This window comes from Streptomyces violascens (assembly GCF_014649955.1).
Taxonomy (GTDB): Bacteria; Actinomycetota; Actinomycetes; order Streptomycetales; family Streptomycetaceae; genus Streptomyces; species Streptomyces violascens.
In genome coordinates, this window is the sequence record NZ_BMUA01000044.1 from 12,891 (window position 1) to 34,266 (window position 21,376).

Annotated in this window: 17 protein-coding genes and 2 pseudogenes; 6 read left to right on the top strand and 13 right to left on the bottom strand. The window is 65.6% G+C overall.

From position 1 onward, the window contains the following. Position 1: 1 nt before the first annotated feature. The 5 genes from IE206_RS39655 to pip all read right to left on the bottom strand — a co-directional run bounded on the left by IE206_RS39655 (position 2) and on the right by pip (position 6,347). Positions 2-1,228 carry an ATP-grasp domain-containing protein gene (locus IE206_RS39655; RefSeq protein ID WP_189971175.1) on the bottom strand — a complete coding sequence of 409 codons (1,227 nt, stop codon included), beginning with the start codon at positions 1,226-1,228 and terminating at the stop codon, positions 2-4. Between the two features lies 1 nt (position 1,229). Then, on the bottom strand, positions 1,230-1,910 hold the full coding sequence (locus tag IE206_RS39660) for an iron-containing redox enzyme family protein (protein ID WP_226599053.1): 681 nt from the start codon (positions 1,908-1,910) through the stop codon (positions 1,230-1,232). A 934-nt stretch (positions 1,911-2,844) separates the two neighbouring features. Beyond that, positions 2,845-3,834: a phosphotransferase family protein gene (locus IE206_RS39665; protein ID WP_189971177.1), complete on the bottom strand. Its 990-nt coding sequence runs from the start codon at positions 3,832-3,834 to the stop codon at positions 2,845-2,847. Positions 3,835-4,000: 166 nt separating this feature from the next. Next, the gene (locus IE206_RS39670; RefSeq protein WP_189971179.1) at positions 4,001-5,344 is read right to left on the bottom strand and encodes a preATP grasp domain-containing protein; all 1,344 of its coding nucleotides are present in this window, start codon (positions 5,342-5,344) and stop codon (positions 4,001-4,003) included. Positions 5,345-5,387: 43 nt separating this feature from the next. Beyond that, positions 5,388-6,347 (bottom strand): prolyl aminopeptidase, encoded by a 960-nt coding sequence (gene pip, locus IE206_RS39675; protein WP_189971181.1) that lies wholly within the window; start codon positions 6,345-6,347, stop codon positions 5,388-5,390. A gap of 702 nt (positions 6,348-7,049) precedes the next feature. On the opposite strand from pip, the pseudogene IE206_RS43875 reads away from it, so the two are divergent. From IE206_RS43875 to IE206_RS39685, 3 genes and pseudogenes are all read left to right on the top strand, one after another. After that, positions 7,050-7,138, top strand: a pseudogene (locus tag IE206_RS43875) (transposase); the annotation flags it as partial. Between the two features lie 291 nt (positions 7,139-7,429). After that, the gene (locus tag IE206_RS39680; RefSeq protein ID WP_189971182.1) at positions 7,430-8,575 is read left to right on the top strand and encodes a glycine amidinotransferase; all 1,146 of its coding nucleotides are present in this window, start codon (positions 7,430-7,432) and stop codon (positions 8,573-8,575) included. A 123-nt stretch (positions 8,576-8,698) separates the two neighbouring features. After that, positions 8,699-9,937, top strand: a complete 1,239-nt coding sequence (locus IE206_RS39685; RefSeq protein ID WP_189971185.1) for an MFS transporter — start codon at positions 8,699-8,701, stop codon at positions 9,935-9,937. On the opposite strand, the gene IE206_RS39690 is transcribed toward IE206_RS39685, so the two are convergent. The 4 genes and pseudogenes from IE206_RS39690 to IE206_RS39705 form a co-directional block, all read right to left on the bottom strand. After that, positions 9,927-10,928 (bottom strand): ParB/RepB/Spo0J family partition protein, encoded by a 1,002-nt coding sequence (locus IE206_RS39690; protein ID WP_189971187.1) that lies wholly within the window; start codon positions 10,926-10,928, stop codon positions 9,927-9,929. The genes IE206_RS39685 and IE206_RS39690 overlap by 11 nt on opposite strands. 182 nt (positions 10,929-11,110) lie before the next feature. Next, complete coding sequence (locus IE206_RS39695) at positions 11,111-12,271, bottom strand: cytochrome P450 (RefSeq protein WP_189971189.1); 1,161 nt, start codon at positions 12,269-12,271, stop codon at positions 11,111-11,113. A gap of 1,884 nt (positions 12,272-14,155) precedes the next feature. Continuing rightward, a pseudogene (locus IE206_RS42985) lies at positions 14,156-15,232 on the bottom strand (ISKra4 family transposase); the annotation flags it as partial. 69 nt (positions 15,233-15,301) lie between these two features. Next, complete coding sequence (locus tag IE206_RS39705; protein WP_189971193.1) at positions 15,302-15,850, bottom strand: hypothetical protein; 549 nt, start codon at positions 15,848-15,850, stop codon at positions 15,302-15,304. A gap of 731 nt (positions 15,851-16,581) precedes the next feature. Between IE206_RS39705 and IE206_RS39710 the strand changes: the two genes are divergently transcribed. From IE206_RS39710 to IE206_RS39720, 3 genes are all read left to right on the top strand, one after another. Then, positions 16,582-17,952: a pre-toxin TG domain-containing protein gene (locus IE206_RS39710; RefSeq protein WP_189971195.1), complete on the top strand. Its 1,371-nt coding sequence runs from the start codon at positions 16,582-16,584 to the stop codon at positions 17,950-17,952. Beyond that, positions 17,949-18,326 carry an SCO4402 family protein gene (locus tag IE206_RS39715; RefSeq protein ID WP_189971197.1) on the top strand — a complete coding sequence of 126 codons (378 nt, stop codon included), beginning with the start codon at positions 17,949-17,951 and terminating at the stop codon, positions 18,324-18,326. Before IE206_RS39710 ends, IE206_RS39715 begins: the two co-directional genes overlap by 4 nt. A gap of 92 nt (positions 18,327-18,418) precedes the next feature. Next, the gene (locus tag IE206_RS39720; protein ID WP_189971200.1) at positions 18,419-19,123 is read left to right on the top strand and encodes a hypothetical protein; all 705 of its coding nucleotides are present in this window, start codon (positions 18,419-18,421) and stop codon (positions 19,121-19,123) included. Positions 19,124-19,148: 25 nt separating this feature from the next. On the opposite strand, the gene IE206_RS39725 is transcribed toward IE206_RS39720, so the two are convergent. The 4 genes from IE206_RS39725 to IE206_RS43910 all read right to left on the bottom strand — a co-directional run bounded on the left by IE206_RS39725 (position 19,149) and on the right by IE206_RS43910 (position 21,358). Beyond that, on the bottom strand, positions 19,149-19,604 hold the full coding sequence (locus tag IE206_RS39725; protein ID WP_189971202.1) for a hypothetical protein: 456 nt from the start codon (positions 19,602-19,604) through the stop codon (positions 19,149-19,151). A gap of 257 nt (positions 19,605-19,861) precedes the next feature. Then, a complete protein-coding gene (gene mihF, locus IE206_RS39730; protein WP_189971204.1) occupies positions 19,862-20,176 on the bottom strand; it encodes an integration host factor, actinobacterial type in 315 nt (104 codons plus the stop codon). Between the two features lie 691 nt (positions 20,177-20,867). Next, positions 20,868-21,068, bottom strand: coding sequence for a hypothetical protein (locus IE206_RS39735; RefSeq protein ID WP_189971206.1), 201 nt, complete (start codon positions 21,066-21,068; stop codon positions 20,868-20,870). A 185-nt stretch (positions 21,069-21,253) separates the two neighbouring features. Then, complete coding sequence (locus IE206_RS43910; RefSeq protein ID WP_226599052.1) at positions 21,254-21,358, bottom strand: helicase associated domain-containing protein; 105 nt, start codon at positions 21,356-21,358, stop codon at positions 21,254-21,256. Between the last annotated feature and the right edge of the window lie 18 nt (positions 21,359-21,376).

A 21,376-nucleotide genomic window follows, 5' to 3' on the forward strand; every position in this document is an offset into this window, starting at 1 on the left:
ATCACGGCCGGTTCATCTTGGTCACCACGTCCTCCACCGCGCTGAGCAATGCCCGGCACTCCGCCTGGTCCGCGCCTTCAACGATGACCCCGCCGACTACGGCCCCCGAGTGGTCCCGGCTGGTTGGCATCGTCTCGCCGACAGCGAACTCCATCGCCACCTCGACCACTCCGGGCAGCACGCTCAGGTCCGTGGCGGCGACCCGGTTGGTTTGCCCTGGTGTGATGGGCAGGCCGACGTATCCGAAGGTCCCCGTGGAAGGAGTGTGGGCTGGCGGCTTTTCGCCGGTTGCCGCTTTCACCGCACACTCCCAGACATTGACACCTAGCACGTGGCGCATCAGAGAGGGCATCATCTGCCCGCCCGGCCGTGCCGCGAGTTCGCCGGCGGCGAAGGCTCCAGGGGTACCGAAAACCTCGAAGTGGAAGGTGGAGTCGCGCAGTTCCAGTGCGGTGGCCGCGCGGCGCGCGAAGTCGGCCGCCGCGGCGTACCAGGCAGCATGGCCAGCCGGAGGAAGTGAGATTATGCGGACTGGGTTGTCCACGGTGCACTCGATGATCGGCGCCAGAAACCGCGAGAGCATGATCCACGCGATCTCGCCGCCGGACACCATCCCGTCGATGATCCATTCGGTGCCCTCGTTGCGCTCCTCGATCATCAGACGGGCCAGTTCAGGATGTTCCCGCGTCACACCCGCGACCAAGGTGTCGAGCTTTGCGCGATCATCGACGATGAAGGTATTCATCGCTCCAAGACCCGCCACCGGTTTGACGACGAACGGGGCACGCAGGCCGACCCGCTCCACCAGTTCGGCTGGGCTGGCTTCGCACCCAGTGGTCACTATGCGACGGGCCGTGGGGATCCCGGCTTCCTGCCAGGCGCGCTTCTGTATCGCCTTGTCACGACACCGCAGCGCAGTGTCAGGACTGATCGCCCGTGCCCCGAGCAGTGACGCCACCACCGCCGCAGGAACGACTGCCTGCTCGGTGAGGGCGACCACTATGTCCACCCCTTCGGCGATGGCCTTCACGTGATGGAGAGCCGACCACAGTGATTCCACCGTCCTGTACGAGTCGATGACACACATGTGCCTCAGCCGATCCCGGTAGGGAGCGATGCGTTCTCGGTTCTGAGGGGTGTTCTCGAACAGTGCGGTGACTTCGTGCCGGCTGCCGAGCAGGGCGTCGAGGACCTGCGGCCGGGGGCCGCCTACGATGACGACGTGCATCTCAGCGCCCTAGCCCGGTCTCACCGACGAGCTGGTCGAAGAAGCCCGACCACAGCCTCCACATCTCGTCGGCGGCGGCCACCACCTGGTCCTCGTCGGCCTCGGTGAAGCCTTCCATGAGGGTGTGGCCGGCCTCCTCGACGTGGTCGGGTTCCTGCTCGACGTGGATGGCCACCCAGGCGTTGTCTCGCTCGCCGGAAGCTTTCTCCACGGCCGTCCCGATACTGGAGACCATGAGCAGGTCCGTGACCTCGGTGGCATAGATGCCGCCCAGCGCAGTCAGTCGCTCGCCGGACAGTCGTTCGTACCCCCGCAACAGAGCCGAGGTCGCAGGCAGCGGCGCGGCGCCCACGACTGCCTCGCGGTCGAACCCCGCCCGCGTCATGCTCTCCACGTAGATCGACTCGTGGGCGCGCCCAGGTTTGCCGTTCCCGACCTCCTGATCGAGGATCCGGGTGATCGCGCTTTTCGACTTGATATCCGGCAGCACAGCGACACAGCGTGCGAGGAACGTCGGGAAGTAGTGCAACGGGTGCCACCACTGACCGAGGAAGCAAACCGCCTGGCGGACTGTTACCTCGGAGCCCTGTATCCCGCGAAAGAAGGAGTTCGCGACGAAGCGCTGGCGCGCCTCACTCATCTCGAGCCGCTCGGACAGCGGCAACTGGATTAGCTGCGTCATAATTATGCACCTGCCATTCAAATTGATCTGACCGAATATGCGGTGGGCTGCGTTACGCCCTCGGCGTGCCTAGCTGTCTAGCAGGGGCCGCATGCAGACCCACAGGTCAGATGGGGGCAGCTACCGGCGAGCAGCCCCGGCCGGCAGCGGTGAACCGGCCGGGGTTGCGTATCGACTTGTTGATTCAGATCACGCTCAGTGGTTGTAGATCATGGCGGCACCTCCCCTCTGTCAGGTTCTTCATGCACGCCGTGAAATTCGACCGCAGATTCGCAGAAAATTCCACAGACCAGGATTTCCTCGAAGCACAGCGACACTAACTACGGCGCCCTTCCGTGTCAATGGTGTGCTCATTGCACGGATAACAGGACACGGGAATTGACAACTCTCGCACGAGGCAGGTTAATAACCTCCCCGTAGCGTTCGCGCGCTCGAATCGAGGTTTTACACAATCCGGGTCTCCGAAGTGGGCGCCGGGTTCCGCTGTCCGGGGGCGGTGGGGGGCGTGGGGGCTGGTCAGCCAGGGTGTCCGGCATGCCTGGAGCCGGTCGGTCGCCTGTGTAATGTCTTCGGCCCAGCTGCGGTGAGGAAGTCGATGAGGCGGAAGACGGTCAGATCGGAGGCCACCGGCCCGAAGACCTCGGGCTCTGCCCCGGTGGCCTTCCCACTCGTACCTGGCCCCGCGATTTGGGGCATGGTCGGCCCCAGTTGGTTAAAGCTAACGTTTCCGGCCGACGTTGGCCTCGCCTCTGAGGTGGCCGGAGGGCACCTCAGACAATCGTCCGAACGCTTGGCGGAGCCGCCGGTGTCCCAAATCGCGGGTCCGCTGCAGAACGGGTAAGTCACCCAGGGGCAAGCGCAGCGTCGCCGTGTCCGCCAGACAGTCCCCTCCCAGAGCCGTCGCGAGCGCGACCCCCAGGGGGGACCTCCTGGGTCAGTCGGCCAGGCGTGCAATGAGTGCCCGAATCTCACCGTAGGTCTCGGCGATTTCCTTGGCCCAGCCGAAGCGGTGGTACTCCAGCAGTAGTCCTACGGCATGCTTGGCCTCATACACCAAAGCCCGCCATTGGGCGTGCTCGCTGTGCCCAAGCTGACCGTAGTTCTCCCAGAACGCGTCCCGCTCGCTGCCCGGCTTGCGCTGGGCCAGGTAGATCGGCCAGTCGGCCTGTGGATCGCCCCACCAGGTGCGGTCGCAGTCGAATACTCCGGTGATGGTGGGGTGCGCTGCTCCCTGGGCCAGCATCACGTTGCCGACCCACAGATCGCCGTGCAACAGCCGTGGCTCGGCGACTTCGTCGAGCAGGGCACGGTTTCGGTCGGCCACCTCGACCAGCTTCGCTATGTCGCCTGCCTCATGCCCACTGTCGGTCAAGTCGGCAGCAGCCCGGTCGAACCAGGTGAACAGCGCGTCGCTCCACTGTTGGTGCGTGGGGCCGGCGACGCGACCGAACCCCGGTCCGCGTACCTCGTGGACAGCCCGCGCGATGCCGCCGAGATCGCGGAAGAATGACGCGCGTTCTGGCTGTGGGTAGGAGTTGAGGACCGACGCCGCGGGCACCCCGTCGAGCATCGTCTGGAACAGGTAGTCGCGGCCGATGACTTGATGGGTGAAGTCGACCGCGAGGTTGCGAGGCAGCAAGTTGGCCACCGGTGCCAGGTACGGCACGCTGATGTACTCGTTACGCATCAGTTCCGGATCCGCGTGCGACTGCCGCCCAGGTTCCGGGGCGATCCGCAGGATGACTGGTTTTCCCTGTCCAAGGTCAACCCGGAATGTGGTGTTGTAGTAGCCGCCGCCCAGTTCGATCGCGGAGAACACCTCGACGTCCGCGCCGAACGCCGCGCGGACGACCGCTTGGATCTCCGCTGCGCTCACCGGCCGCTGAAAGTCGTCTGCCGCGCGGACGATGGGTTGATAGTCCATGACTCTCTCGAACACCTCAGCTCGGAATCTCTTGGCTGCGCCGCCGCACTGCCGCACAGCCACACCATTTCAGGAACACGTTGTGCGTAGGACCAGTGACGACTTGCCGAAGCAGACGGGCAGTTCAGCGATACTGCGGTCTGCGGCCGCGTTCCGCCGCGTCGGCTTACCCACCGGGAGAGGTGAACGCGCGGGCCAACCGGGCATGCAGGTCCTCGCGCCTCTCGTGGGTGTCATAGACGAGGCAGAACATGAACGCGGCGCCGCCGGCCTCGTCCAACAGCGGAGCTGTGGACACCAGCGTGCCTAAGCGAGTTGACGGGTCGTAGAGGCAACCAGCTGCCCGCGCACCCGCGACAAAGTCGCTGACATGCCGTATGCCCCACTGCTCAGGCACTTCGTACTCGGCGACGGTCCGCTCGGGATAGGTAGAAACGCCGACCAATCGCTCGGCGATCGCGTCGTAGAGGTGCAGCGACCCGGAGACATGCGCGTTGACCTCGGTAAAGACGATCCGGCCATCTGTATCGACGATCGCGTCAGCCGAGAGGTGCCCTCGATAGCCGGTGGCCCGGTATGCCTCGGCCAGCCGTTCGCCTCGGGCTAGCAGGAACCGGTGTGCTTCCTCCCCGATGTCCGCCGGACGTAGCGGGACCACCTGCACGTCGAGCCGGCGGTCCGCATAGCCGAGGATCCCGGCCCCGGTGTGCGCCACACTGTCGTCAGTGACGCGGTACTCGGCGTACACCGAGACCGCACCCGGCACGTACGTCTCGACGACCACGGGAAAGCGACCGCCCGCCGATGCCCAGGTCCACTGCCGCTCCCAGAACTCCCGCACTTCGCCAGGCCCGGGCCCGAGCAGGGAAACGTGCCGGGCGCCGGCGTGTCCGGTGTTCGCGGTCGCACCGCCGAAGACGATGTGGTTGCCGTTGCCGGAACCGTTGTGCGCCTGTTTCACCACCACGGCGGCTCCAGACCGAGCGATCCGCTCGGCCAACGCCTGCTCTGCCTCGGCGCGGCCGTGGCACACCGTACCCTCAGCTATCGCAACGTCGGCGCCTGCCGCGAGGGCGCGGAAGAACGCCTTGGAGTTGACCGGTTCGCCACCTCCTTGCGCGACAAACGCGGCTCCGGGCAGCGTGTGGGCGATGCCGAGCGAGTCCGCGAACCGGGCCACCGAGGCGGAAGGCCACAGCGCAAAGACCTCGCTGACCGCCTCCGGGTCCAGCCTGGCCGCTACCGTGTGCAAGAAATCCGGGTCGGTCAAGTCCTGCGGATCGATGAGCCGCCCGCCGTGCGTCCCCGGCGGCGCCACACATACCCGCAAGGTGGATGGGTCTGTGCCGGTAAGTTCGGTTACGTGCGCCACGTAGTCCGGGTCCGGCGCGGTGGGCAACACCAGCAGGTCGTGGTCGTCCGCGAACCACAGCATCCGCTGCGCGGCCGCGCTCATGTCGCCGACCGCCCGGATCGTCCTGTCGATCTGGTTACCGATCAGAACCCTCATGACTGCTCCCAGTTCGCTGGCCAGAAGTAGCAACGACGAGATGTCACGGCAGGTCGGCGTAGCGGGACGTCGCTTCGAGGATGGCGTCTCGCGCGGACGGGCTCGCCGGCGTGTGGCCAACGCCGGGCAGGGTGCGGAATTCGGCAGTAGGCCATGCCTGTGCCAGCAGCCAGGCCATGTCATAGGGGTTCGCGCGGTCGTCGCGCCCGTGGATGATCATGCCAGGGATACCCATCAGCCGATGCGCCTCGTGCAACACCTGGTTGGGCTCAAGGAAAACGTCGTTGCTGAAGTAGTGCGTGGTGATCCGAGAGAACTGCATCGCGAAGTCCGGGTCCCTGTAGAGCGGAGCAGACCTCCATCCCGGATCCAGGCTGGAAATGATGTCCTCCCACGCACACCAGTTGCTCGCCGCGGCCCGCTGCACCGACTCGTCTGTTGTTTCGTTGAGTAGCTTGTTATACGCACTGAGCAGGTCATCTTCGTTCCCCTCCCCCGCGCCCGCGCAGAACCGCTCCCACTCCGCTGGAAAGTAGCGCCCCATCTCCTGGTAAAGCCAACGGAGGTCGCCGCGGCGGGCGAGCATCATGAACACCAGCACCATGGCACGCACCCGTTCGGGGTGCTGCTGCGCGTAGACAAGCGCCAGAGTGCTGCCCCACGACCCGCCCCACAGCACCCATCGGTCGACGCCGAGGTGTTCACGCAACTGCTCGATGTCGGACACCAGGTGCTGGGTCGTGTTGTCCGTCAGGCGTACCGTCGGGTCAGCCGCGGACGGCGTGCTGCGCCCGCAGTTGCGCTGGTCCATCTGAATAATTCGATAGCGCTGGGGGTCCCACATCCCTCTTTGCCCGGGGCTACTGCCAGTGCCGGGGCCACCGTGCAGAATCAGAGCAGGTACTCCCTGTGGACTGCCGCTGGCCGTCCAGAACACCTTGTGTCCGCCGCCGACATCGAGGTATCCCTCGTCGTGCGGTTCTGTGGTCGGGAAGTACTCCACGTGTCCGTCCTCCTCACCTCAGGCCGTTTATCTCGCGCATCAGCCGCGGCCCACGGTCGAGCGCAGACTCCTGACAGGGTGGTGTGCAACTGAGCGCGACGCTCAGTTGCACACCCCCTGGGGAGCCGCATGCAACACCTAATGACAGAAATAGCGTCTGCGCCATCAGGAGGCAATTCAGCCGCAGCTCCGCGACAAATCCTGCAAACCCAGGATTAGCTTCAAGCGCAACGACACTAACTATGGCGTATTGGGGTGTCAATGGCGCTAATTGCACGGATAGAGGCGGGCGTGGTGTCGATGACGCCGGGGTTGAAAGGTGGGGGTGCCGCCTTGTCTCCCTGGTGCCATGCCGATGGGTATGCGGTATCCGGACGGGGGCGGGCTGCCCGCCGGGGAGCGGGTGAGGCGCGAGGCGGTACGGCGCCAGGCGGCGTGTTGTTCATGGAGGGGGCCGGGCCGCCGGAGGTCGCGCGGCGGCCTGCGGGTGCCGGGGAAGCCCGCCCGTACCCGGCACCAGCTGGGGCGGGCTGGCGGGCCGATGGCATCGGCGCCACAAGGGGCCAGGCGGAACGGTCCGCCGACTGGAGTCCGGTCAACATGCCGGACTGGACGAGGTGTTGGACGCGGGTTCTGCGGCGGTACAGCGAGCGCTACCCCCTGCTCTTCCGTCAGTTCGTAGAGCGTCATGCGAACCGGCCGACCGTACATCAGCTGCCGCCGTATGCCCCTGATCTCAACCCAGTGGAGGCACTGGGCACACCACCGCCGCAGTCTCGCAAGCCTCGCCCCGCTAGCCCCGACGACCTCGCCCGCCTGGCCCGCGGACACTCGCGGGATCCACAGACCAAACCCAACACTCTGGCCGGCTTCATCACCGAAACCGGCCTCACCCCCGATCTCCCGACCCGTCGCCCTGACCTTTCAACCTCGGCAGCAGCGCCAGGTGGACCATCACTGAACGGTTATGTTTGACCAGTCGAAGGCTGTGCTGCACAATCGCCAGCGAATTCCCACTTGCGCCCGGCTGCCAGGTTATTCCTGCATGCCGAGCTATTCCTTCGAATGGCAAGGAAGAGAACGTGAGACTCAACAGCCACAACGAATGGTCTGCGCTGAAAGAGATAGTCGTCGGCTCGGCGGAGAACTACGTCTCGCACGACCGCGAGCTGTCGTTCGACATCTTCTTCCACGAGAATTTGTTCCACTCCGACTGGGCCTACCCCCGGCTGACCCAGGCGACCGAGTCCTCGCTGGAGGCCCGCAGCTACAAGATCAAGCAACGCTACGCCGACGAGCTGCACGAGGACGTCGAGAACCTCGTAGAGACGCTCTCCGGGCTTGGGGTGCGGGTACAGCGGCCACTGCCCCTCCCGCCCAACCCCGAGCCGATAGCCGGGTTCGGTTGGACCGCGCCGCCGGTACCGCCGCTGAATATCCGAGACAACACGCTCATCATCGGCAACGAGATCATCGAGACTCCTCCCGCGATCCGTTCGCGCTACCTGGAGACCCGCCTGCTCGCCCCGGTCTACCAGCAGTACTACGATCAGGGCGCCAAGTGGACGACCATGCCCCGGCCGATCCTCACCGACAGCTCGTTCGACCTGTCCTATGCCCGCGACACCGAGACCACGCTGGGCGGCCCCACCGAGCCCATCGAGGACCCTGCGGCCTCGCCGTACGACGTCGGCCACGAGATGATCCTGGACGGCGCGCAAGTCCTGCGCCTGGGCAGGGACCTCATAGTGAACGTGGCCAACGCCAACCACGTGGCGGCCTGCGGATGGCTGGAGCGGCACCTGACGGACACCCACCGTGTACACCGTGTCCACCGCATGAGCGACAACCACATCGACAGCATGTTGTTGGCGTTGCGGCCAGGGGTGTTCCTCGCCCGCCACGAGGCCATCCGTGACCTGCTGCCGTCCCCGTTCAACACCTGGAAGCTGATCGTCCCACCTGCGCCGGGGGAGGGCCACTTCCCGGTATACGACGACGACGATCTGATCCTGACCAGCCCTTACATCGACCTGAACGTGCTGTCTGTCGACGAGAACCTGGTCATGGTCAACGAGGCATGCGTGGAGTTGATGCGCACCCTCGAGAGCGAGGGCTTCACCGTGGTCCCCGTACGCCATCGGCACAGGCGTCTGTTCGGCGGCGGCTTCCATTGCTTCACCCTGGACACCGTCCGGGAGGGCGAACTGGAGGACTACACCGCCTAATTTACCTACCGTTCAACCGGCCTTGACCAGTGAGCCATCGCAGGGCTGATCACGGGGCAACCAGACGCACAGCAAGACACGGTGCCGTCGCCCCGTGAGGAGCGCGCAACAGAGTGAGTTGGAATGGTTCTCGCAAACACGAACGCCACCCCGGACACGCGTGGCAGACCGCTGCGGCACCGGGCGTTCCGGTGGTATCTGCTCGGCACTTCGGTGTCCCAGCTGGGCAATTCAGTCGCGCCGGTGGCACTGGCATTCGCCGTGCTCAGCTTCTCCGGTAGTACGTACGACCTGGGCCTGGTACTGACAGCGCGCAGCGTGCCGTTGGTGGTTTTCCTGCTGATTGGCGGCGTGGTGGCCGACCGGTTCCCGCGCACGACCGTGCTCATCGTCGCCAACGCGGGGGCCGGGCTCACCCAGGGCGTAAGCGCCTTCCTGCTGATCACCGGTCGGGCAGGGATCGGTGCGCTGGCCGGGTTGGCCGCATTCAACGGCGCCCTGGGCGCCTTCTCGCTGCCCGCGATGCGGGGGATCGTACCGAGGCTGGTCCAGCCGCACGAACGGCAGCGGGCCAACGCGTTGCTTGGCTTGTCTCGCAGCTCCGCCCAGGTTCTCGGTCCCGCACTGTCCGGCGCGATGTTCGCGGTCGTCGGCGGCGGCTGGGCCGTGGCGGTGGACGCTGTCACGTTCGGGTTCGCTGTGTTCTGCGCGCTCATGCTGCCACGTACATCCGCCAAGCCCGCCTGCGGCCGGCGCAGCCCCTGGGCGGACTTACGCGAGGGTTGGTCTACCTTCCGCGGCATCGCGTGGCTGTGGAAGGCGGTGTGCTCGTTGTGCGTGGCCAACCTGCTCGTAGCTGGCACGTGGGGCGTGCTCGGCCCCGCAATCGCCGCCACCACGATCGGCGCGGGTGCGTGGGGGCTCGTGCTCGGCGCGCGGTCGGTCGGTCTCTTCCTCACCACCGCACTGGTCTACCGGATGCGGATCGCCCGACTGCTCCTAGTCGCTCAGATGGGCTTCGCCATCACCGCACTTCCGTTACTCGCCCTCGGACTGTGGCCAGCCTTGCCGGTCCTCCTAGCGACCTCGTTCGCAGCGGGGCTCGGCTCAGGCGTGTTCAGTCCTGTGTGGCAGACCCTGTTGCAGGACCAGATACCCGAGCATCAACTGTCTCGGGTATCCGCCTACGACGATCTTGGATCCTCACTCGCCGTCCCGCTCGGCCAGGTCCTGGCCGGCCCGGTCGCCGGTGCGCTCGGCGAGCAACCCACTGCGGCATGGGCCGGCGTGGTGTTCCTGCTCGCCGTTCTGGCACCCCTGGCATCCCGGTCGGTGCGCGAGGTGCGCGCTCTCAACCAGTGACCTGGCCATCGAGCTTTCTGGCAAGAGAGCGCCAGGCCCGCGCGTAGCGTTCAGCCAGCTCTGCCACCACCGGCGCGCAGTGCGCCGGGATCGTCTCGACATGAACCGACCAGTCGGACGCGGGGACCATGTGCGAGTTCAGCCACTCCAATAGCGCGCGGCCCCGGTTGTTGTATCTCAGCGCCGGATCGCGCTGCAGCATGGCCAAGAGCTGCGACACCTCCCCTACTGACACCTCGGCAGGCGGCTTGCAAGCCAAAGACTTGCGCGGAGCCAGCACAGGCGACTGCCCTTTACGGGTCCGTTCCCGAACGTCGCGGGCGGTACCAACGGAGATGCCGGCGGTGGCTGCGATCTCCCGCAGTGACGCGTCCGGACGGGTGGCGATGAACTCGCTCGCGCGGCGCCTGCCTTCTGCTGTGGAAAGCGGCCGTACGCGGCCATCCCGGCCTACCCGGGTGTTCGACTGAAGCAAATCATCAGTTCCACGCATGCGCACGGAGGCGACGGCCTGGGCCGATAGACCGGTAGCCGCAGCGATCGATCGGTCCGACCAGTGCGGATGGGTGCGCAGGATCCGCTCCACTGCCGCGGAGCGCTCGGCTAGCGACAGCGGAAGCCCGTGCGCGATGTTCATCTGGACCGAGAGTAAGAACGCGTCATCCTCGTCGACGTCGACGAAGCACACCACCACCTCGCGGCTCCCCTTGAGTTGAGCCGCGCGTAGCCGGTGCATGCCATCGATGACTCGCATTGTCCCCCGATGTACGAGGATGGGAGGTAACGCGGAGTCAATGGCTGCCAGCACCTTGACGTGTTCTGCATCATCGCCGCCAACCCGAGGCGAGTCAGCAGGCAGCAACGACTCAATCGGCACCGTGACTGGCGCACCGAAATCCGCAGCCCCTTCCAGGCCGGCGGCCGCACGCAACGCGTCACCGCGACGGCGCACCACCTGCTCCGCAGAGTTGACACCGCTGTCGTAGCTCATAGCAAATCCCTCGTCTCCCTTTCCTTTACGTTCAGTAGAGACACCTCACCTCTGAGGTAGGCAGCTTTCGAGATACTTCGTTCCATAGGGGCACACTTACACGCCCCGAGGCGGGGGTCGGAGAACCCGCTGAGTTCACATATGAGTGGCATCGATGCACAGGGCCGAGGCCACAGGCCGGGCTACTGCCGGAAGGTGACGGGCAATGCTGCAAGGCAGCGCACGGTCGCCGTCGAGCGGCGGGTCGGGTCACCCGCGAGACGCAGCGGCCGAGGGAATTCCAACAGTCCGGCCACCAGGGCGCCGATGGCCAATTCGCCGAACATCTGACCAAGGCAGGCGTGCGGCCCCCAGCCGAACCCGAGATGCTGGTTGGGCTTCCGGTCCAGAATGATCTGGTCAGGAGTCGGGAACTGTTCCGGATCCCGGTTGGCAGCGGCTGTGAGGGTCAGCACGGTCTGGCCGGGCTCGATCACCTGGTTCTGGAGGACCGTCCGCCTCATTGAGAAGCGACTCGTGCCCTGAGCGGGGCCGTCGAACCGGATCAGCTCGTGCACACCGGGAGCGAGCATACTCTCGTCCTGGAACTGGGCAAGTGCGTGGGGGTGTTGCAGCAATGCCAGTGCGACATTGCCAGCCGTGGCATACAAAGTGCCGAAGCTTGCGTTGAAGGTGACGGCGGTGGTGTTCCGCACGTAATGGTCGGGCACCCTGGCCCGGTCCGCCTCGGCTCTGATCGCTTTCAGGGCTCCCGGACGGTCCTGAGTCTCAAACCACGAGTCGACGATCGCGTTGAACTTCTTCCGCGCTTCATCTCCCGGAGGGGCGGCCTGGGGGCGCAAGCCAGCATCCATGCGGTATGCCAGCGCCTCCGAGACCGCGACGTAAGGGCGCAACTCTGGTTCTTCGACACCCATCAGTTCAGCTGTGATGCTCAGCGAAACGGGCGCGGCGACCTCCAGCATCCAGTCGAACTGTTCCTTGTCAAGGTTGCGTTCGAAGATCCGGGCAACCTGTCGCCGCGCGCGGTTCCCAATGGACGCGGTGTCTTGCGCGTGCAGAGTGTTGACAAAAAGGCTTCGCAGCGGCTGTTGGGTTGGCGGGTCGAGTGTCTGGACGCTCTGCTGGAACTCGGGCACCTCCTGGCCCACGCGGCGGCCGTCCCGAGCGAAGAGCTCATTGTTTCGCAGCACTTCTCGACAATCACGGTACCTGGTCACAACCCACGACTGCATCTGGTCATGCCAGAAGATCGGCTGCCTCTCACGCAATTTGGCATAGAGCGGATACGGGTCTGCCAGCGCCTCCGGACTTAACGGGTCGTATTGAAGTGGAAATGCCATGAGCTGTCCTCGCTAGATCTTGATCTGGTTTATGGTGTGCTCAGCTTCGTTTCTTCTTTTGCATCAGGGGTGGCCGAAGGCAGGTGGCCTGCCGCTGGCGGAGCCGCCGGCCAGGCGGTGGAGAATCTGGCCCTTCTTCTCCGAGATGGAGCCGGAATCCGCCGTCTGAGCAGATAGACGTCCCTGCGATGGCTGGAGTACGCCCTGCCTGCGCTCAACGCGCCGGGCCGGGACCCCTAACCCAGGCGCCACTCGACATTTACTTCTGCCTGGACCGCGGTCTGGATCTTTTCCCCGGTTCCGTCCGCAGGCCAGCGTCGACGCCGGTCACGAGATGGTCTTCCGCGATTGATTGGAGGTTCCTGGAAGACTTTGGGGCGGCGAACCTCGACAGAGAAGCTGGAAGTATTCATTGTGGCAGCTTAATGCTCTGATTAATGAGACTGTCAGGTGGAGGATAGGACCTCAGTCGGGTCGTTAGAGGTTTCCAAGGAATCCAATTATTGTGCCCATTCGAGCAACATCCGGCGGTGTTGCGCGTCCGGCACGTCCCGTACGGAAACGCATCGACTACGCGCATCTCTATGCTCAGTGACTGCAGGCCACAGCTACCCCTTTCTTATCTTTTGAAGCTTCCTGCGTTTGCAATTTTCCGGAGACTCTAGATCTGACGTTTCCTCAACTCTTTACAGCGAACATGAAATTGGCCGGCTTGGACATCGAAGGGAAGCTGGCGAGAATTCGCGGATCTGCGGTTACGGATCACGCTGCACCTGACACCCGGGCACGGTCCCGAACTTTGCAACGCAGGCAACGCCAACCCCGCATCCTCCGCGCCTACTTCGGAGCCCTCGGGCGCCCTTCTCCTTCTCGAAGACCGTCGCCGCAGCAACGTGCCCTGCGATGGGCGGACGCCATCTGAACAGCGGCATGCGGGACGACGCGGCCGCCGCAGACGGCCCGCCCTACAGGAGAGTGGGACAGCATCTGGCCGCGGATCGAGTAACCCCGGCAAGCCTCCCTGTCACTGCAGTTAGACAGGCTCCGTGGTCTCGTTCACCGAGCATGCATCACACCTCCCGCTCAGTACAATGTCACACGTCGGATTTCACTGTAGCCAGTTCCGTAAATGTGATCCACTGCACAACGGGAGTGGTCGGGCTGGATGGCCGGAGGTGAGCAGACGCAAGACGCAGGTAGGCCCACGAGTCAGGCGAAACTCGTGTACCACTGGTCGGCGGGGCTCCGCCCGCGGTACGACGTCCGGCGTTGCGAGGAGGCGGGGGTTCTTCACGCCCACCAGCGACACCGTCCCGTCAGAGCCACGCCCAAGCGGTTGGTCACGCTACAGGCCGAGAAACAGAAAAGCCCCAGATCAACTGGGGTCTCTACTTGTGCCTGAGGAGGACTTGGACTCTCCTCTCGAGCACTAGCCCCAACTGCTCGGACCTGAGGAAAAGCCCGTCGACCGGCTCGATTTCAGCGAGCGTCTCTCCTGTTCTTCCCTGCTTGTGCGCGGTCAGCGGGGCATCCGGGATAGCGGACATCCCAGGTCTGGTTGGGCGGACAGCCCATCTCCCGTCGCGGTATGACTATTCGTCCCTCAGGTGGGGATCTGCCCCGGGCCCCGTTGTTGAGCTTCGGGGCTTGGCGGTTGGCTGATGTGGCGGGCTTCGTGCTTTCGCCCGCGGTGGTGAGCAAGGGGGGCGCTGTGCTTGGGCAGGGTCGGTCGGAACCGTGTCATCGCCCCCGTGACCACAACGTTCCCCCCCTGTCGAACGGATGACCTGGGGGGTGGTGTCACCGGGCCCGAGAGGTGCCGTCGGAGACGCTGATGAGAGGTCCGGCCACCGCCCGGTCCGGCGCAATGCCGGACAGCTCGCGGGTCCACACGTACTCACTGACGTGGACGAAGTCGAGGAGCACATAGACGGTGACGCCGCGACGGACGGCCTCGGCGTGGATGAGGTCGAGCTGGTGGCGGGCGCCGTCGACCAGCACGATCCAGGTCCGCCGGTGGTGCGGGTCACGGGCCTCGGCCTGGTCGAACGCGTCGGCGACGACCTGCTCGGGCGGGTGGATGAGGGAGGCGGTGCACCACTTCCGCTGGGCCTTCTGCCCCGGACGCGGTGCGCGAGCGGTGCTGCGACCGCCGGGCGGATGGATCACATCGTGCGGCCGCCGCGGTGCCGGGACGGCGTCGAAGACGCAGGCCGCGGTCGCCATGCGCTTCCGGTTCGGCTTCTCGCCCGGCGCGAGCCGACTGCGGTGGGCACCCGGGTCCGATGCGAGCTGGGCCCGCAGGGTGGCCGGCCGCAGCCCTTCGGGCCTCATCACCACCCCCTTCCCGTCGACCTGGAGGACCAGCAGAACGTCCCGGCTGGACGGGACAGGGATCATCTGCCGGTAGAATGTCGATGTCGCCGGAGGCTTCGGCCACGAGATGTTCGAGTCGCCGCTTGCCCAGCACTCTTCCGCAGCGCCGCTCGATCGCCTGCTGGGCCTGGTCGAACGAGCCCCGCACCGCCTCCAGGGCGGCGAGCCGCCGCAGTCCCATCGAGTGCCGGCCCGCGGGCAGCGACAGGGCCGCATCGGCCGGATGGACGTTGGTAGTACCAGGTCCCCGGTGAGCGACCCGTTCCACCCGCACCAGGCCGAACAGACAGGCCAGCCAGCGTGCGTGGCCCGGCTCCCGCCAGGGGCGCGGGTGCCCGTCCGGGCCGAACACCGGCGGATGCGCGCCGGATCGCACCGCGTCGTGTTCCCGGCGGGCCCGCAGGTCCAGATGATCCTGAAAGAGCTGCCGCAGCAGCTCCCGCCCCGCCTCATCCAGATGTTCTTCCAGCTCAGCATGGGTCCACGAGCGGGCCGCATCGCCAGACAGGGGCGTGTCAGGGACTCGAAGGCACTGACTGAGCGGGCAAAGGGGTCAGCACTCGCGGGAGGGGCATATGGTTCCATCCCAGGGCTCTTCTCGTACTGCGTCGCTTTGGTTGGCACCTACGGCTGTAGACGTGAAGAGCCCGCCCGCTACTGGGAGTTGGGCGATGCACCTGTCCGGAGGCTGGCCGGGGTGAACAGGCCGGGATTGTCCTCGGCCAGCCATCCGCGCTCGACCAGCCGCTTCAGTTTCGAGCGGGTCCCCTCGATCCGGCCGGCCGTGGTCGCCAGACCGATCCTCGGCACGATCTGCTTGGCCCGCACCGGCCCCGGCGCGTCCGCGACGACCTCCAGAATGCCCTGGTACACCCGCGGCAGGACATCCGCCCCCATCCCCGGCCGCCACCTGGGCACGGACAGCACCCCCACCACCTGGCGCTCCGCCCTCGCGTACGGCGACGACACTTCCTCGCCGCCCCCTGGCTCGGCTTCCGGCTCTTCCTCCGGCGCCGCCGCGGCGTCCGCGGACATCTCAGCCATCACCACGGCCACCGTCTCCCGGGCGATCCGCAACCGCTCCAGCCCCTCCCGAGCCACTTCCAACTGCCCAGTCAGATCTGCCAGTTCCACCTCAAGCTCTTCCACCCGACCCCGGGCAGCCGCCTCCCGGGCCTCCAACTCCTCGAACAACGAGCCCATCCGGCACCCCTCCTCCACCGCCACGGTAGAGACCGACAGGCCCGAGCACACCCCAGTCAGCGTCCTCCCAACTCAACGCTTTCCCTGCAGAGGAACCGCACCCAGCTTGTATCCGCCCCCGTGGCGTGCGGGGGCGACCTTCTGTGGCCCAGTGCTGACGGCCTCGGGGACCTGGCGCAAGGACTTGTGAACTTTGCTGGACTCCGTCTGGACGCCGCGGGCTCGGCAGCAGGGCGCAGCGCGGGTCTTCTTGCGGCAAGCGCACCGATAGCGGCAGAGGCGACCGTCTGCGGGATGAGCCGTTCTCGGCGTGAGGGAGCAGCGGCCGTCCGGGTGCGGCTGGTTGGGGCGCAGCAGAGGCTTTTTTCGGGTCGGGGTGGGGCGTTGTCGCGGGGTGTGGCGCGCGGCGGGCCGGGTCCGCTGCGCTTCCCCGGCCTGCCTCACCGCATGCCCGGTCTCGCTTCGGGCCGAGCGCTGTGCGCTCTCAGGCGCTGCGGAATGTTGGGTTTGCGTGCATGTCTGTCTCCGCTCATGCCTAGCTGTCTGTCCCGTTCGCCACCTTCCTGTCCGATTCCTCAACTGATGAGTATTGAGTGGCGAGATGACTTGTATGATCATTTTGCGCGCTCAGGGGGGTGTGTCCTGATGTCAGTGCGGCAGCAGTTCTCTGCGGCAAGGTCGGTCGACCTACCTCCTTCAGCGCTTGAATGGCCCTGCACTGGAGAGGTTTGATGAAGCACCGCTGGAAACTCAGGATTGTCGCGCTCATGACTGCGCTGGCTGTTGTGCTGACGGGAGGCGTGAGCGCGGCCACAGCTGCCTCCGCCTCGGCGAGCAGGCCCCGGACCACATGCGATGACACGCCCCTCGCGCAGCGGATCACGTGTATTGCCAAGTTCGGCGAGGTTTCCATCTATGGAATCCCCGCGATCATCATCGTCGCGCATGCGGTACGGCAGGAAGTTCGGGATGGCCGCACCCAGACATGGGCAGACGCCGACATCGAGAAGCACATCAATCAGTATGTAAATTACCTAATTGCCTCTAGCAAGCTTGAGGCGAGCGGGAAGGTCCCCCCGCAGGTCCAGGCGGAGATCGACCGCTTGAGGAATGAAGCCAACAAGGAGTTGCGGCAGATTCTCCTCGGTACCGGAAAGGTCATTGAGAACGCTGCCACTCTCGCCCGGGGACTGGATGCCGCAACACATCTGATAGATGCCATGTCGGACTTCATTACCAGCCCCGGGTTGCACCAGGGCATGGCCGACATGAACGCGGGCTTCGAGGCGATGAAGTCGAGCCTCGACACAATGAACTCCGGAGTCAAGGAGATCAACGAGGGCCTCGACCAGATGAACCGGGGCGTGAACAAGGCCAACAGCGGCATGGACCGCATCAACCAGGGGATCGATCAGTCGAACAAAGCCATGGCCAATCTGAATAAGGCTGTGCCACAGATCGGAGCCGCCGCGCTGAAGCTCCGCGAGCTGCCGGTCCTGAAGGACTTCGACTTCTCGGAAGCGCTGAAAGACTTCAACAACGGCCGCTCTCCCCTGGAAGACAAGGTAGTTCAGACGAAGTTCGGCGCCATCCTGGATCTCCTTCCCGCGATCGGCGACGGCAAGGGCATCGTCCAGGCGATCACCGGCCAGGACATGGCCACTGGTGATCGCCTGGGTGTCACCGAACGCCTGATGGGTTCGGTGATCCTTCTGCGCTGGATGAAGGCCGGCAAGAGCGTCATCAAGGTCGAAGAGCTCAACAAGGCCATCAAGGCAGAGAAGGCCACCGGAAAGATCGACGGATGGCTGGCCCGTGAAGCCTACGACAAGGTTCCCTCGAAGCTGAAGGGGTTCGAGACCGTCAACAACAAGGGGGTCGGCTACCGTTGGAACGACGGTAAGGGCAACGGAATCCGGATCGACGAGGGGAACCTCAACAACTCTCAGAAGTATCAGCAGGTCGACCATGTGGTAATCAACTCGGGCGGAAAGATTCTTGGCCGGGACGGAAAACCGATCGAGGGTTCCATCAAGGAGAATCCCGAGTCGCATATCCCGCTCACGGACTGGCTCAAGTGGAAGGAATGGAACAAGCCGTGAAGCCTGCTCAGGTGAGGTTGCCGGAGATGAGGGCCGAAGTCATCTCAGCTCTCAGGGCACTGTCGGACCCGGATTATCAGCAGCGGGTATGGATCGACCGGATCTACCCGAAGCCGAACTTCTACGACGACTTCACGCTCAACGTGAACACTCTCTACGACGACACGACCGTGCTTGCGGACCCTGAAGCCGCCCTCGGGTACACGCTGGCGACGGAGGACGAGGTAAGGGCCATGACGGCGCTGGCTGACGCCCTGGACTCTGCGCTGGACACGGTTGGCCGCGCTGCATCGGATGCCGAGTTCATGGCTTCTGAGTCCTGGCCCGGCGTCGTGGCGTCCGCTCGGGATGCACTGGCCGCACTGACTGAGTAGAGCGAGTCCGCTCGGCTCGCCCAGCACGCGCAGGCGGGCCGAGCGGCATTCCGGGGGAGCTGCCGTCTCCAACTGCTGGGAGCTCCACCAGCTTGTCTGCAAGGTTAAGTTCGCTGTCCAACGAGACCCTCTACGCGCATTGCCGGATCCTCCAGGGCGCCTTGCGCGACGCCGAGGCCGCCATCGGGGAGACGGCCTTCCGCCTCTTCACCCGCTACGAGCAGGAACTGGACACCCTGGCCACAAAAATCCTCGACCAGCAGCTCCTGGACGGCGCCACCACCGCCGCAGTTCGCCGGATCCGGGTCCAGGACTTCCTCACCGAGAAGTCCGGCGGCTACGCACCGCCCAAGCGCACCGTCGACCTCCTCCTGGCCCGGCCCGAGCTCAAAGCCCCCAAGCCCCGGCCCGGGCGGATGGCCGGACGGCCAACTGCACTTCGGCTGACAGCCGTGACGCCGGCCCGCAGCTTGGCGGGCCGGCCTCCCGCGACTGCGGACACAACATCAGGACAGGACGGCCATGTTGGGACACGTGACATCCGGCCGAACGGTCATCGCGGCCGGAATCGCGGAGCAGGGCCGTGGCACCTCCGGCGATCTGTCTCGCCGGTGGGTGGACGGTGGTGTGTGTGCTTGGCCCGGGTGTGTCTGCGCCCCCACGGCGCCGTTCTGAGCCTGTACCAAGTTGTCCGCGAGCTGCAGTTTCTCCTCGCCACTTGGGCCGGCGCCTGCCGTCTGCCACCGCGACATTCCAGGACACAGCCGAACACTTGGATCGCGGGCAACGTCGGCTAACCGACACAAGCCCTGGAGGACGGTCTCACTGACCCCACGGTTGCAGGGCACTCCAGGTGCCGCCGGCTGCCGCGAAGACCAGTTCTGACCCATCAAAGACTTCTTCGGAACTCGCGGGCGGTGGGCCGTCGAAGCGTTCGGCGCAAAGATCAACCTGCAACAGTCCATTGAAGTGTGTGAACTGAGGTGGATCGTAGAGTACCCAGCTGAACCCGATGCTCTCGTCGATGCGAAACCGTCGCACGTCTACGAGATCCAGGCACACGGGCTCCCAGCGCTGCTCATCGCCGACAACCCGGGCATCGATCACGAGCCTGACAAGCCGTCCTCGTGCTGCCCGGGCACCGTACTCCTGATCAAGAATGACGCGGCGGAGGCAGGAGTCACCGAAGGCATAGCGGGACAGCAGGGATGCAATTCCGTCCTCGTTCAACGGATAAGGCCCAAGCTTTCGCTCCGGAACTGGCGTGGTGAGCTCCACTGTCCTCCTCATCAGTGCTGCAAGCGTAGGAGGGAGCCCCTGCTCCGGCCTCATCGGCCCCGCTAAGTTCCCTCATCTGGCAGCCGCCGCGATAGAGAGACCTGGGGACATGCCGCCGCTCGGTCCACCTGACCAAGCCCTACTACCCACGGATCGAGGAAGGCTCTCACCGGCGCCGTGCGCCCGGCTCCGGTGACGAACTCGACGCGCTGGGTGCGGAGTACCGGGTCGCACAGACTGTATTCCAGCCCTGACGGTCAGTTGGCGTGGGGCGCGAACCGTTCGAGGAGACGCTCCCTCTGGGCGTTGCCCAGGCGTACCCGGCGGCTCTCTGAAATCTGCATCTCGTCGAGGATTTTCTGGGCGCGTACTTTGCCGACGTCGGGGAGCGCTTCGAGCAGCGCCCGGACCGGCAGTTTGCGGACCGCTTCAGAGGTGCTGTCCAGCACGTCACGCAGCGACAACTTCCCGTGCTTGAGCGCCTCCTTCACGGCGGCGCGCTCCTTGCGGGCGGCGGCCGCCTTGCCGAGCGCGGCCTGGCGCTGCTCAAGGGTCAACGGGGGCAGAGCCATGAGGTGTTCCTCTCATTCCTGCGGAAAACGGAGTGGCCCCATCATGACCTTGTGACCGCGGCTTTGACCAGCGAGTTCAAGGCCTGGTCGGGATGGCGGGGGTAAGCCGGAACTGCCCGGGCGCACTGCCGGCCGGCCAGCGCGGGGGCGTCCCCGAACTCACGGCTCCCTTTCCCTGGCCGGTCTGGTCCGTCAAAGGGGTGCACCTCGGCCTACGTAAGCACCGGCAGGCTGCTGATGGTCACGGACCCCCTGGTGATCGAACGCCGGGTACGGGAGATTCCGCCGCCCCGGCCGGCACACACGGTGCCGTGAAGGGGTGTCCGGCTGGGATGATGGGGTGTCAGCGGCGGGCGTTTTGACCTTGGTCGGCACTCCGCCCGCCGCTACCTCGCTTTCGCCTCAGCCCCGGGCCTGGAGCGGCGTCGTCGTCCAGGAGCTGATCGCGCGCGGCTCCCGCGGCCGCCGTGCTCCCGGTACGCGATCCAGCACGCGAGGCCGGGGCCTGGTGGCCTTTGGCGGGCCGGGAACTGCCGCAGGGCCCTGTCCCATCGCGAGGCCCTGCGATCGGTGCGCCTACCTGGGGGGAAAGGCGGGCTGTTCAACGAGTCGGCGCCGGATCGGTTCGTCGCGAACCCGGGCAGGACCGGTGGAGGAACGTATGCCACCGCTGTGTCGTGCGGGTGGGTGCTCAGAACAAGGCGTCCTGGTCAGGCTCATCGCGGGGCAGCGGGGCGACGTCTTCCCCCTCCCATTTCGCCTTCAGGAAGGCGCGCCAGTCCTTGGGGGGAGGCCAGGGGATGCCCCACTCGGCGAGCTGCTTCTTCGACCAGCCGCCGTTCGGGCTCTGTGCGGCGGCCACTTCATCAGGCGAGGGTACGTAGTTGACCATGATGTCCAGTCTCGCTGAACCCTGAGCGGTCCTCACTGGTGTTTGGTCGCTTTCGGCTGAGTGGCCTCGGAGGGCGGTAATGGGACGGGCGTGGGCGCCCGCCTCCAGGGGTGCACGGTCAGGATGAGGGGCTGGAAGTCCTGTGAACTGTGAACTCAACGAATTCCGGGCCCGGCTGTCGGGGTTCAACGGGCCCATTCGAGGCCGAGCTCGGCGAGCTGCGCGCGTTGTTCGGGGGTGAGCTTGTCGCGTCGGCTCTTGGTGTTGGTGATCCATACGCCCAGCTTCACCACAACCGTGTCTGTCTG